The 12,675-nt window shown below is 69.3% G+C and carries 12 protein-coding genes; 4 read left to right on the top strand and 8 right to left on the bottom strand.

What is annotated here, in order from left to right:
- The first annotated feature begins 86 nt into the window (after positions 1-86).
- Complete coding sequence (locus OG504_RS30405; RefSeq protein WP_405992650.1) at positions 87-1,034, top strand: cyclase family protein; 948 nt, start codon at positions 87-89, stop codon at positions 1,032-1,034.
- A 348-nt stretch (positions 1,035-1,382) separates the two neighbouring features.
- On the opposite strand, the gene OG504_RS30400 is transcribed toward OG504_RS30405, so the two are convergent.
- The 4 genes from OG504_RS30400 to OG504_RS30385 form a co-directional block, all read right to left on the bottom strand.
- The gene (locus tag OG504_RS30400) at positions 1,383-1,853 is read right to left on the bottom strand and encodes an ATP-binding protein (protein ID WP_405996463.1); all 471 of its coding nucleotides are present in this window, start codon (positions 1,851-1,853) and stop codon (positions 1,383-1,385) included.
- A gap of 509 nt (positions 1,854-2,362) precedes the next feature.
- Positions 2,363-3,256: an acyl-CoA dehydrogenase family protein gene (locus tag OG504_RS30395; protein WP_405992649.1), complete on the bottom strand. Its 894-nt coding sequence runs from the start codon at positions 3,254-3,256 to the stop codon at positions 2,363-2,365.
- 1 nt (position 3,257) lies between these two features.
- Positions 3,258-4,391: an acyl-CoA dehydrogenase family protein gene (locus OG504_RS30390; protein WP_405992648.1), complete on the bottom strand. Its 1,134-nt coding sequence runs from the start codon at positions 4,389-4,391 to the stop codon at positions 3,258-3,260.
- Entirely contained in the window at positions 4,391-5,587 is a 1,197-nt protein-coding gene (locus OG504_RS30385; RefSeq protein ID WP_405992647.1) for an amidohydrolase family protein, read from the bottom strand. Before OG504_RS30385 ends, OG504_RS30390 begins: the two co-directional genes overlap by 1 nt.
- An 85-nt stretch (positions 5,588-5,672) precedes the next feature.
- On the opposite strand from OG504_RS30385, the gene OG504_RS30380 reads away from it, so the two are divergent.
- Positions 5,673-7,190: a class I adenylate-forming enzyme family protein gene (locus tag OG504_RS30380; protein ID WP_405992646.1), complete on the top strand. Its 1,518-nt coding sequence runs from the start codon at positions 5,673-5,675 to the stop codon at positions 7,188-7,190.
- On the opposite strand, the gene OG504_RS30375 is transcribed toward OG504_RS30380, so the two are convergent.
- Both OG504_RS30375 and OG504_RS30370 read right to left on the bottom strand, forming a co-directional pair.
- Positions 7,169-7,681, bottom strand: coding sequence for an EF-hand domain-containing protein (locus OG504_RS30375; RefSeq protein ID WP_019057337.1), 513 nt, complete (start codon positions 7,679-7,681; stop codon positions 7,169-7,171). The genes OG504_RS30380 and OG504_RS30375 overlap by 22 nt on opposite strands.
- A 141-nt stretch (positions 7,682-7,822) precedes the next feature.
- Positions 7,823-8,212: an STAS domain-containing protein gene (locus tag OG504_RS30370; protein WP_033286534.1), complete on the bottom strand. Its 390-nt coding sequence runs from the start codon at positions 8,210-8,212 to the stop codon at positions 7,823-7,825.
- A gap of 321 nt (positions 8,213-8,533) precedes the next feature.
- On the opposite strand from OG504_RS30370, the gene OG504_RS30365 reads away from it, so the two are divergent.
- Together OG504_RS30365 and OG504_RS30360 are read left to right on the top strand one after the other, a co-directional pair.
- Positions 8,534-9,106 carry a sigma-70 family RNA polymerase sigma factor gene (locus OG504_RS30365; protein ID WP_405992645.1) on the top strand — a complete coding sequence of 191 codons (573 nt, stop codon included), beginning with the start codon at positions 8,534-8,536 and terminating at the stop codon, positions 9,104-9,106.
- A gap of 155 nt (positions 9,107-9,261) precedes the next feature.
- The gene (locus OG504_RS30360) at positions 9,262-10,722 is read left to right on the top strand and encodes a zf-HC2 domain-containing protein (protein WP_405992644.1); all 1,461 of its coding nucleotides are present in this window, start codon (positions 9,262-9,264) and stop codon (positions 10,720-10,722) included.
- Between the two features lie 272 nt (positions 10,723-10,994).
- On the opposite strand, the gene purU is transcribed toward OG504_RS30360, so the two are convergent.
- Both purU and OG504_RS30350 read right to left on the bottom strand, forming a co-directional pair.
- The gene (gene purU / locus OG504_RS30355; protein WP_405992643.1) at positions 10,995-11,876 is read right to left on the bottom strand and encodes a formyltetrahydrofolate deformylase; all 882 of its coding nucleotides are present in this window, start codon (positions 11,874-11,876) and stop codon (positions 10,995-10,997) included.
- Between the two features lie 230 nt (positions 11,877-12,106).
- On the bottom strand, positions 12,107-12,607 hold the full coding sequence (locus tag OG504_RS30350) for an SCO4402 family protein (RefSeq protein ID WP_026150474.1): 501 nt from the start codon (positions 12,605-12,607) through the stop codon (positions 12,107-12,109).
- Positions 12,608-12,675 lie beyond the last annotated feature (68 nt).

Here is a 12,675-nt window from a genome sequence, read left to right as displayed (position 1 = left end):
CTCCCACGGTTTCTGACGGTCCGTTAGATTCGACTCAGATTCTACGACCCGTCAGATACCTGAGGACAAGCCCCGGGGAGGCCCCGATGTCACCACAGACGTCACCGCCGTCACTTGGTCCGGAGTTCCACGACATCGCCAAGCGCGTGAACAACTGGGGCCGTTGGGGCTCGGACGACGAGATCGGCACGCTGAACCTGATCACCGATGAAGTGATCCGAAAGGCCGCCGCCGAGATCCGCACCGGCCGCCGCATCCCCCTCGCGCTACCCCTCCAACAGGACGGCGTCCAGACGGGGATGATCCCCGGCCGCATCAACCCCCTGCACGCGATGGTGCAGATCAACCAGGAACTCTTCGGCCCGGGAACGGTCGCGTGCAGCGACGACGCCGTGACCATGGGACTGCAGGCCGGCACGCACTGGGACGCGCTCACCCACGTCTCGCACTCCGGGAAGCTCTACAACGGCCGCCCCGCCGGCACCGTGACCCCGCACGGCGGCGCCGAGTTCAGCGGGATCGACAAGGCCCGGCACATCGTCTCGCGCGGTGTCCTGCTCGACGTGGCACGCGCGCGGGGCGTCGATCGACTGGAGGGCGGGCACGCGGTCACCCCTGAAGACCTCGAAGCCGCCGAGGAGTTCGGCGGTACGCGTGTCCGCGCGGGCGACATCGTGCTCGTACGGACCGGGCAGGTGCAGGTGTATCTGGCCGGTGACAAGCACGGGTACGGCTATCCGTCACCCGGGCTGTCGGTCCGTACGCCGGAGTGGTTCCACGCGCGGGATGTCGCGGCGGTCGCCAACGACACTCTGACCTTTGAGATATTTCCGCCGGAAATAGACGACTTGTGGCTGCCGGTGCACGCGCTCGATCTGGTCGAGATGGGCATGCTGCAGGGCCAGAACTGGAATCTCGAAGAGTTGTCCACAGCCTGTGGACAAGAGAACCGCTACACGTTCTTCCTCTCGGCGATGCCCGAACCTTTCGTGGGCGCAACGGGAACCCCGGTGGCCCCGATCGCCATCCTCTAGGGCAGTCCGGTTTTGACGAGGGCCGGACTTACGGTCGGATGGCGGCGCGCTGCTGCCCGCCCCGAGCACGGCACCGCGTGCCGCCATCCGACTCCGGCGCCCCGTCCTGACCCCCGGCCCCGAGGAGGCCCACGCCGAACACGACCCACACTCGCCGAGGGCTCCCGTCACCGAAGCCCTCGCCGTCCCCTCGCGGCGAATCGCTGCCCACAAGCGTGACCACATGGTCACGTCGCGTCAACGCCCATCCGGGGATTTGTTCCGTAAGGGCCATTTGTCACAGGGCGCGCACGGAAGCACAGCCCGGCGCATCTCCGCCCGGCACTTGCAGGCAGCACCTACACGGCCCTACACGGCCTCGTACGCGAAGCCCTCGAACTCGAAGCCCTCGTACGCCGCGACACCGCCCGTGCACGCGGCCTCCCGGGGTTCACTGTCCCGGTCGATCTCGCACCAGATGCGCTTGCCGGTGCCCTCGGCGCTCCAGCCCCAGCGGTCGGCGAGGCCGTCCACCAGGGCCAGGCCGCGGCCGCCGGTCTCGTCGCCGTCCGCGCAGCGCGGCACGGGCGCCTTGCAGCTGGTGTCGGCGACCTCCAGGCGCACGGTGGCCGACTCGGTCGCCACGTCCGGCAGGGAGAGCCGCAGCACGGCCGGACAGCCGGTGTGCACCACGGCGTTGGTGACCAGCTCGGAGACGAGCAGGATCAGCGTCTCCGCGAGCGGCTCGTCGGCCTCTATCCCGGACCCCGCGAGCCGCGAACGCGCCCACCGCCGGGCTCGCCCCACCTCAGCGGGGTCGGGCCGGATCTCCAGCTGCACTTGAAGCACCTGCACCGCTCACACCATCCGAACCGGCGGACACTTAGCCTCGCGCCTCACGAGGGCCACGATCGTAGCCATTTCCTGCATGACCAGAACAACGGCCAGAACAAGGGTCACGGAACGTGAATCCCTTGCGAGACAGCATGGTTGACGTTCAGTCACCCCAACAAGCGCTTCGGGCATATTCCAGCGCGAAGGAGTACGAGTGCGGGATACTGTGCGACGCTCGCCGCGGGGAGTCGAACAGGCAGGGGTGAAAGCCTGTTCTGCCGTGCGAGCGGGGGTGCGCATCGCCCGATCCGGAGCCGCCTCACGGGCAACACCGGCATGGCTCGTACCTTGAACCACTCGCATCCCACACAAGGTACCGGAGCCCACAGACGACTCCAGGCCGTGACAAGTCACGCGTAGGACACAACCCGATATCAACGCTCCGTGATTTCGATATGCCACGATCCGCGACACCGTTGTCGGCCCCCTCCCGGTCCCCGCAGGCAGGCGCCCCGCTAGGCCACGCGAGCCACCAGATCGGCCGCGAGCAACTCCTCACTCTCCGTGCCCCCACCGCCACGCCGAGCACGCACCCACGCCCGTTTCAGATGCAGATGAACCTCGGACTCCCAGGTGAAGCCCATCCCGCCATGCACCTGCAGACAGTCCCGGGCCCCCCGCACGGCAGCCTCGTCAGCGAGCAACCGAGCCGCCGCGATGTCCACCGCGTCCCCGGTCACAGCCGCCGCGTACACGGCGGCCCGCGCCACCTCCACCCGCACCAACGACTGCGCGCACAAATGCTTGACGGCCTGGAACCCCCCGATCGGCTGCCCGAACTGCTCCCGCGTCCGGGCGTGTTGCACCGCCAGCCCGCACACACGCGCGGCGGTACCGAGCTGCTCGGCAGCAGTGAGCAGAACAGCAACAGGCTCGGTACGCGCCGGAGCCGGCACCCGATGCAACGGCGTCAACGGATCGACCGACCGCAGGGCTACGGCCCCCTCGGCCCCCGGCAACACGACATCGGCCTCGTCCAGCCACTCCACGAGGCTGCCATCAGCAGCGGCGACAACCGCCTCCCCGGTGGCCGCGCCAGGCACCACCCCGGCCGCGAGATGCGTAGTCACCAACGGCCCGGGCACCAGCCCCCACCCGAGCTCCTCAAACACCAACACGGCTTCGGGTAACCCGAGTCCGACCCCACCATCAGCTTCGGCCAACCGCAACGAGAACACCCCGAGCTCTCCAAGGGCCCTCCACGAACCCCGGTCCAGCCGAGGAGCGCCCTGTAGGGGCGCGGGGAACTGCGCGACCAGCCCCCACGCACCTGCAGACGATGCACGACCAACTACATCCCGCACAGCAGCCCGCAACACCCGTTGATCATCAGTGAGTTGAAACCGCATGTCAGCGCCCCTTCGGCAACCCCAAAATCCGCTCGGCCACAATGTTCTGCTGAATCTGCGAAGTACCCGCAGCGATCGTGTAGGAGAGCGAGGACAACCGATCCAGCACCCAAGGCCGCTCCAGATCAAGGGAGTCAGGGCCAAGAACATCCGCCGCCGCGTCATACAGCTCCTGACGGGCGTGCGAGTAGCGGAGTTTGAAGACCGAGCCGCCCACACCCGGGACACCGCCGGAGGCTTCCGCCTCACTCACGTTCCACTGAGTCAGCCGCCACAACGCCCGGAACTCCGCGTTCAACCGCCCCAGTTGACGCCTGAGCACCGGATCATCCCAACGCCCGTTCCGCCGAGCCTCCACCGCCAGCTCCCCCAACACCCGCCGACAGGCGACGACTTCACCCACGAACGCCGTACCGCGCTCGAACGACAACGTCACCATCGTCACCCGCCACCCGTCGTTCTCGTCCCCCACCCGATTCCCGACAGGCACCCGCACCTCGTCAAGAAACACCTCGGCGAACTCCGCGGACCCGGCCAGCGTCCGCAACGGCCGTACGGTGATTCCCGCCGTGGACATCGGCATCGCGAGCCAACTGATCCCCCGGTGCTTGGGCGCCGAAGGATCCGTCCGGACCAACAGCTCGCACCAGTCGGCGACTTCGGCGTGCGAGGTCCAGATCTTGGAACCGGTGACTACGTAGTCGTCGCCGTCCCGCCACGCGCGCGTGCGCAACGCCGCGAGGTCGGACCCGGCGTCCGGTTCGCTGAACCCCTGGCACCACACCTCGTCGCCGCGCAGCACCGGCGGCAGCCACCGCTCCCGCTGCTCGGCCGTGCCCTCCGCGGCGATCGTCGGCCCGGCGTGCAACAGCCCGACGAAATTGGCCCCTACGTAGGGCGCGCCCGCCTTCTCGGTCTCCTCCAGGAAGATCAGCCGGGTGGTCGGGGACGCGTCCCAGTGCACATGGCCGTACCCGGCGTCGTACAACATCCGCTGCCAGCCGAGGTCGTAGGCGCGCCGGCCGGGCCAGTCGTCCGGCGACGGCTTCGGGGGCAGGGTGGGCAGCACCTTGGCCAGCCACTCCCGCAGGCGCGCCCGGAACTCGTCCTCCTCGGCCGTGTACGAGAGGTCCATTACCGGTCGAGGTCCAGGCCCAGCATGCGGATCGCGTTGCCCCGCATCAGCTTGTAGACCGTCTCTTCGTCGAGGCCCTTCACATGGTCGAGGGCGACCTCCTTGGTGTGCGGGAAGGTCGAGTCGACGTGCGGGTAGTCGGTCTCGAAGGTCGCGTTGTCCCGGCCCACCACGTCCAGCGAAGCGACCCCGTGCTTGTCGCGGAAGAAGCAGCAGAACATCTGCCGGTAGTAGTACGTCGACGGCGGCTCGGGGATGAGATCCCTGACCCCGCCCCACGCGCGGTGCTCCTCCCACACGTCGTCGGCGCGTTCCAGGGCGTACGGGATCCAGCCCATCTGCCCTTCGGAGTACGCGAGTTTGAGGGTCGGGAACTTCACCAGGACCCCGCTGAAGAGGAAGTCCATCATCGAGGCCATCGCGTTGTTGAAGGAGAGCGAGGCCTGTACGGCGGGGGGCGCGTCCGGGGAGGCGGCGGGCATCTGGGAGCTGCTGCCGATGTGCATGTTGACGACCGTGCCGGTCTCCTGGCAGACCGCGAAGAACGGGTCCCAGTAACCGGAGTGGATGGACGGCAGCCCGAGGTAGGTGGGGATCTCGGAGAAGGTCATCGCGCGCACTCCGCGTGCGGCATTGCGCTTGATCTCCTCGACCGCCAACTCCACGTCCCACAAAGGGATCAGGCACAGCGGGATGAGCCGGCCGCCGCTGTCGCCGCACCACTCCTCGACCATCCAGTCGTTGTAGGCGCGGACGCAGGCCAGCGCGACCTCCTTGTCGTGCGCCTCGGCGAAGGTCTGGCCGCAGAAGCGCGGGAAGGTCGGGAAGCAGAGGGAGCCCTCGACGTGGTTGAGGTCCATGTCCTTGAGCCGCTCGGCCGGGTCCCAGCAGCCGGGGCGCATCTGCTCGCGGGTGATGCCCTCCAGGGTCATCTCGTCGCGGTCGAAGCCGACGGCGGCGATGTTGCGCTTGTACGGGAACTTGAGGTCCTCGTAGATCCACCAGTCGGTGGGCGGGCCGTCCGGGTCCATCGTGATCTGGTATTTGCCCGCCACGTAGGCGAGTTCGCCGATTCCGGCGGTGAGCGGCTGGGGGCCGCGGTCGCGGTACTTCTTCGGCAGCCAGGTCTCGAAGAGGTGCGCGGGTTCGATCACGTGGTCGTCGACGCTGATGATGCGGGGCAGTTCGGTGGTCATGGGTTCCCCTCCGCAGGGACGGCACTTATCTGATGACCCGTCAGATAGCATGTCACCTGACGGGTTGTCAGCCAAGGAGGGGACCATGAACGAGACCGCGTACTCCCTGAGTTCCTCCCGCACCCTGTGGGAACTGGTCGCCCGCCGCGCCGACTTGACCCCCGACCGCCCGGTCCTCCTCCAGGACGACCGGGCCCTGAGCTTCGGCGAGTTGCGCGACCGGTCGGAGCGCGTGGCGGCGGGCCTGTACGGCATGGGCGTCCGCCCCGGCACGGTCGTCGCCTGGCAGCTGCCCACCCGCATCGAGACGGCCCTGCTCTCCTTCGCGCTGGCCCGCCTGGGCGCCGTACAGACACCGGTGATCCCCTTCTACCGCGACCGCGAAGTCGGCTTCGCGCTAAGGGAGTCGAAGGCGGAGTACTTCGCGGTGCCGGGCGTCTGGCGCGGCTTCGACTACAGGGAGATGGCGCGGCGGCTCGGCGCGAAGGGGATCTTCGAGGCGTACGACAGCTCTCAACTCCCCGACGGCGACCCGGCCTTGCTTCCCGCACCGCCCACTGACGGCACCTCCGTCCGCTGGATCTACTGGACCTCCGGCACGACCTCCGACCCCAAAGGCGTGCTGCACACGGACCGTTCACTGATCGCGGGCGGCTCCTGCCTCGCGCACGCGCTCCATCTCACGGCGGACGACGTGGGCTCGATGGCCTTCCCGTACGCGCACATAGCGGGGCCCGACTACACGGTGATGCTGCTGCTGTACGGCTTCCCGGCCGTGATGTTCGAGCAGTTCGCGCTGCCGGACGCGCTGGAGGGCTACCGCAAGCACGGGGTCACGGTGGCCGGCGGCTCAACTGCCTTCTATTCCATGTTCCTTGCCGAGCAGCGCAAACAGCCCGGCGAGAAAGTCATTCCCTCGCTACGGCTGCTCGCCGGCGGCGGTGCGCCCAAGCCGCCGGAGGTCTATCACTCCGTCGTACGGGAGATGGGGGTCCAGCTCACCCACGGATACGGCATGACCGAGGTGCCGATGATCACGATGGGGGCGCCCGACGACACCGTAGAGAATCTGGCGACGACCGAGGGGCGGCCGCCGGCCGGGATGGAGATACGGATCGCGGCGGGCGGCGAGGTGCGGTTGCGCGGGGAGGCCGTGTGTCAGGGGTACTTGGACCCGGCGCAGACGGCGGAGGCATTCGACGGGGACGGGTTCCTGCGGACCGGGGACCTGGGGGAAGTGACCGCGAGCGGGCATCTGATTCTCACCGGGCGGCTGAAGGACGTGATCATCCGCAAGGGGGAGAACATCTCGGCCAAGGAGATCGAGGATCTGCTGGCCGCGCATCCGGACGTCGAGGACGTGGCCGTCGTGGGGCTGCCCGATGCCGAGCGGGGGGAGCGGGTGTGTGCGGTGGTCGAACAGGCGGCGGGGGCCGGTGAGTTGAGCCTGGCCGCCGTGACCGACTATCTGCGCGCGGAAGGGCTGTCCGTGCACAAACTGCCGGAGCAGCTGGAGATCGTGGACGCCCTTCCACGCAACGAGACCCTGCGGAAAGTGCTCAAGTACAAGCTGCGGGAGCGTTATTCGGGGACGGTGAAGTAGCGGGCGAAGGAGGAGATGATCTCCGCCTCGCCGACCTTGCCGTCGCTGTCCGTGTCGAGGGCGTCGGCGGCCATCGCGGCGATCTCGTCGGGCACTCCGAGGGCCTTGAGGACGCGCACGGTGTCCGCGATGGTGGCCGAGCCGTCGCCGTCCGGGTCCGCGACGTCGAGGGCCGCGTGCAGGAAGGGGCGGCCGATCTCGGCGAAGCGCTCCGGGTTGTCGCGCAGCCGCTTGACCGCGCCGTTGACGAACTCCTCGCGGCTGACGCGCTGGTCGCCGTCCCGGTCCGCGATGCCCGCCATGCCCTGCCAGAACGCCTCCGCGCCGATGTACAGGGCCTGGCCCTTGTCGGAGCGGGCCGCCGTACCGAACTCCGCGAGCAGCGCCTTGGCCGCCGAGTTGAAGTCCTCCCGGTCGATGAACCCGTTGCCGTCCTGGTCGAAGGTGGCGAAACGGGCCGCGATCCGTCGCTCGTACTCGGTGCTGACCATGTCTTTCGGGCCGCCTTACTCATGTGGGGTGCGCTTGGGACGGAGCGTACGACGCCGGGGCGGGTCCGGGAGCGGAAAACGACGCTTGTACCAAGACCGGGGAAATTCCGAAACAACGACGTCACGCCGGAAGCCGACACGTCACGCCGAGAGGGGGTCCGCCTCGTCCTCGGGCTCGTCCTCTGTGGCTGTCATCACATCGGGGTAGACGTCGAAGAGGCGGCGCACGCCGAGGGCGCCGAGGACCCGGTTGACGTGCGAGCCGTCGACCGCGCCCTGGGCGGGGAGGACCACGCGCAGGTGGCCCTGGCAGGAGCGGATGAGGCGGCGGGCGGCTATCAGCACGCCGACGCCGCTTGAGTCGCAGAAGAGCACCTCGGAGAGGTCGAGGACCAGGCTGTGCTGCCCCTCGGCCACCACGTCGTGCACCCGCTGGCGCAGCACCGGCGAGGTCACCAGGTCCAGTTCGCCGGACACGAGGAGCACGGACCAGCCGCCGCGCTCGCCGTCGTTCACTTTGAAGGCCACCATCGCGCCTTTCGCTAGCCGGAACTCCCGGAGACCGTCCGGAAACGGAAGCCGTACCTACGCTTCCTTGCAGCGCGGCTGCCCAGCGGCCGTTCCCTGAAACACGGGGGAAGAAACGGAAACCGGCCGGAAGAGGCTTGTTTTAGTCGCCTTCGATCCTGTTCGATCAGATGTGGGTGGGGTAGGCGCAGATCCGTTACCACCCGCGGCCCTTCGGGGGCGTGCAATTGCAGAATGGGGGGTGCGCTGTCAGACGTGCCCACTACATTCGAAGAGACGGTGAGCGCACGCTTGACTCGGGCACAGGCACGGTGAGGGGGCCGCATGGCGACGAAGGACGCACCGCCCCGTTGGGACCGCAAGATGCAGCAGCGGCTGGCCCGCGGCGAGGCGGCGGCCCTCGGTGAGCTGTACGACCGCTTCGCCTCCCTCGTGCACTCCCTCGCCCACCGCGTCCTGGGCGACGAGCGCGCCGCCGACGGCATCACCCGCGAGGTCTTCGCCCACGTCTGGGAACACCCCGACGCCTACGACCCCAAGCAGGGCCCCCTGCGTTCCTGGGTGGCCGCGCTGACGCATCGCCTCGCCGTGCAGCGCCTGCGCGCCACGGAGACGGCCGCGCTCGCGCGCGACGGCCAGGGTTCCACGGAGGAGCTGGAGCGCAAGGTCCGCCGTGCCTCCGTCGCCGCCCGCGCCGACTACATCGTCACGTCCATGCCCGCCCCGCTGCGGGCCGCCCTGGAGCTGGCCTACTTCCAGCGCCGTGACTACCGCCAGACCGCCGTCGACCTCGGCGTCACCGAGGACGAGGCCCGCCGCCGCCTGCGCCTCGGCCTCCAGCTCCTCTCCACCGCCCACGACGCCGGCGCACCGCCGGGGGCGGGGGGTCCGGCGTGAGCGATGCGTGGCGGGAGGGTTTCGAGAGGTACGAGGGGTACGGCGAAGGGGCCGGGGAAGGTGAGGAGGTCGTGCCGGCGCAGGGTGGGGCGAGCGGGGGTCCTGGTGGGGCTGGTGGGGCTGGTGGGCCTGGTGGCTCTGAGGACGGCCGCTCTGTGAACGACGGCTCCGGGAACGGCGGTTCGGTGAACGACGACGGTGACGGCGACGACGGCATGCGGGGCGGGCCGGGCGGTTCCGCGAACGACGGTTCCGTTGGCGGCAGTTCCGGGAGCGGTGGTTCCGTCGGCGGCAGTTCCGGGAGCGGTGGTTCCGTCGGCGGCAGTTCCGGGAGCGGTGACCGCTCGCGCGGTGGTGGTTCCGGGAGCGGTGGTTCCGTAGACCGTGGTTCCGTGAGCGGTGAGGGGGAGCCGCCGCGGATTCCGATGCCGCGGGCGTCCGTGGAGGACACCGGGCGTCCGCTGCCCGAGCTGGGCGCGGCCGAGTCCCGGGCCGTGCCGCTGGTTCTGGAGCACCGGGTGCTGAAGGCGCTGCTCGGCGCGTGGGCGCTGGCCGCGTGTTCGGCGGCGGAGACGGCGGCCGTGGAGGAGCACCTCGGTGAGTGCGGGGCCTGCGCGGACGAGGCGTTGCGGCTGCGCGGCGCGGTGGGCCTCCTGCACCCCGTCGAGCCGCTCGACCTCGACCCCGGTCTGCGCACCCGCGTCCTGAGGGGGTCCTTCGACCGCCGGCCGCCGCGCATTCCGGTGCCGGTGTGGGCGACGCCGTACGACGCGGAGACGGCGCGGCTGGACGCGCTGCTCCAGGACATAGGTGACGCCGAGTGGCACGCGCCCGTGCGGCTGCGGTGGTTCGAGGGCGACGGGCCGACGAGCCGTCGTACGACTGTCGCCGGGGTCATCGCGCATCTGCTGACCGTCGACGGGCTGGTCGCGGCGGCGCTGGGGCTCGACGACCCGCTGACCGGGGAGACCGCCGCCAAGGCCATGACGCCGGCTTCGCGTACCGAGGCGTACTGGAGGTCGTCGCACTTCCCGCCGACCCGGTCCATCCGCTCGCCGTGGCGCGAGCAGAGCCACAACATCGTGCGCACGGTGTCGTTCACGGGTGGCAGCACCGGCAAACTGGCCGTCTCCTACGGCGACTTCGAGCTTCCCTTGCACGATGCGATGCTCGACCGGGCCTTCGAGTGCTGGGTGCACGCGGGGGATATCGCGGAAGCGGTGGACTACCCGTACGATCCGCCGTCCCCGCGTTACCTGAACCGGATGATCGATCTCGCTGCGCGGATGTTGCCGGTGGTGCTGGCCGAGCGGCGGCGGCACGGGTTGGCTTCGCCGGGGAGTGGGCGGCATCTGGTGGGGGCGGGTGAGCCTGGTCGTAGTCTGCGGCTGGAGATCGAGGGGCATGGCGGGGGTGAGTGGTTGATCTCCCTCGACTCGCCCGGGGCGGTGGGGTCGGCCGAGCGGGAGGTTGCCCATATCGCCCTGGACGGCGTCGAGTTCTGTCACTTGGCCGCGGGGCATGTGTCGCCGGAGGAGGCGGCCGCGGGGCAGCTCGGTGACCGGGAGGCGATCCGGGATGTGCTGTTCGCCACGGCGAGCTTGAGCCGGATGTAGGGGGGCGTTCGGTTTCGTCGGCGAGTGCGGGTGAGTGGGGGCTGGTCGCGCAGTTCCCCGCGCCCCTTCGTAACCCGGGCCCAGCTTCAGCGGTGCGGGGAACCGGGCACCTTCGAAACGCGGGCCCAGTTTTCAGGGGCGCGGGGAACTGCGCGAGCAACCACGACGCACCCGCAGCCATCCCGATACGGAACCCCCCAAGGGGCGCGGGGAACTGCGCGACCAGCCACAGCGCACCCGCAGCCGCCCCCGAAACGCGAACCCCCGAGCTCCTAGGCGAACACGACCGTCCGGCGCCCGTTCAGCAGGATTCGACGCTCGGCGTGCCACTTGACGGCCCGCGCCAGCGCCTGGCACTCCACGTCGCGCCCGATCGCCACCAACTGGTCCGGGGTCACGTCATGCCCCACCCGCTCGACCTCCTGCTCGATGATCGGGCCCTCGTCGAGGTCGGCGGTGACATAGTGCGCGGTCGCACCGATCAGCTTCACGCCCCGGAGGTGGGCCTGGTGATACGGCTTCGCACCCTTGAAGCTCGGCAGGAACGAGTGGTGGATGTTGATGATCCGCCCACTGAGCGCCTTGCAGAAGTCGTCGGAGAGGACCTGCATATAGCGGGCGAGGACGACGAGTTCGACGTCCTCCTCGCGGACCAGGTCCAGGACCCGCGCCTCGGCCTCCGCCTTGGTGTCCTTCGTCACCGGAATGTGGTGGAAGGGGATGTGGTACGACTCCACGAGCTCGGCGAAGTCCGTGTGGTTGGACACCACCGCCGCGATCTCCACCGGCAGCGCCCCGATCCGGGCCCGGAAGAGCAGGTCGTTGAGACAGTGGCCGAACTTGCTGACCATCAGCACGACCCGCATCCGGTCCGCGGCCCGGTTGATCTGCCAGTCCATGTGGAAGGAGTCACCGATCGCCGCGAAGCTCGCCCGCAGCTTCTCCACCGTCACCGGCGACTCCGCCGAGAAGTGGACGCGCATGAAGAACAGTCCCGTGTCGTGGTCACCGAACTGCTGGCTGTCCTCGATGTTGCAGCCGGTCATGAAGAGGTAGCTCGACACGGCGTGCACGATGCCCTGCTTGTCGGGGCACGACAGGGTGAGGACGTACTGGTCGGCGAGTGCCGCGGCTCGGGTGGACTGCGCGTTCATGCAGGACAGGGTCCCATATCCCCCTGAGCCCAGGCATCGCCGTCCGCCACCCGGACCCCACCCACACCGACTGAACGCACGGCGCGCTAGGTAAGGGGCGCGGGGCCGTGTCGATATGCGGCTCCGCCGCGTGGGCGCGACCAGCCCCCACTCACCCGCACCTGCCGACGAACCCGAAACCCACCCCCACAGCCCGCCCTACCCGGACCAGCCGCGCACGCGAACCCGCCCTACGCGGACCGCGTGATGATCTGCAAAACCTCAAGCGTCCGCGGCGGGGTGTCCGGGTCGTCCCCGTCACTCACCGCCATCCGCACATGCGCGTCCCGCGCCGCCCGCACCGCGTCCGGCCACGCCTCGTGGTCGACGTACACGGAGACATGGGCGTCGGGGCCGACCTGGTGCATGATCCGCAGGACGCGCAGGACGGCGGTGTCCACGAGGGCCGCCTCCTGGGAGTCCCGGAAGATCGTGCCGACGTACTTCTCGGCGGACCAGTTGTCGAGCCAGGTGTCCTCGACGAGGCGGTAGACGGCGTCGGTGACGTCCCCGTACCCGTCGACACCGGCCAGCCAGACGTTCTGCTGGAACGCCGGATCGGAGAGCATGTGCAGCGCGGAACGCACGTTGCTGCGCCAGCGCCACCAGGGCATGTCGTTCAGTGGCATGCCGCCCATGGTGGAGGAGCGACGGGGGCGACGGGAAGAGTTCTCCGAACCTTGCACGGTCATCGATCGTACGTTCCTCGTCACACACACAGGAACACCCCCCGTAATTCACCTCCACGTCACCAACCGTT

Origin of the sequence: Streptomyces sp. NBC_00986 (assembly GCF_045162565.1) — a bacterium.
Taxonomy (GTDB): Bacteria; Actinomycetota; Actinomycetes; order Streptomycetales; family Streptomycetaceae; genus Streptomyces.
Note: the sequence above shows the minus strand (reverse complement) of the source record. Positions and strands in the feature narration are given on the sequence as shown.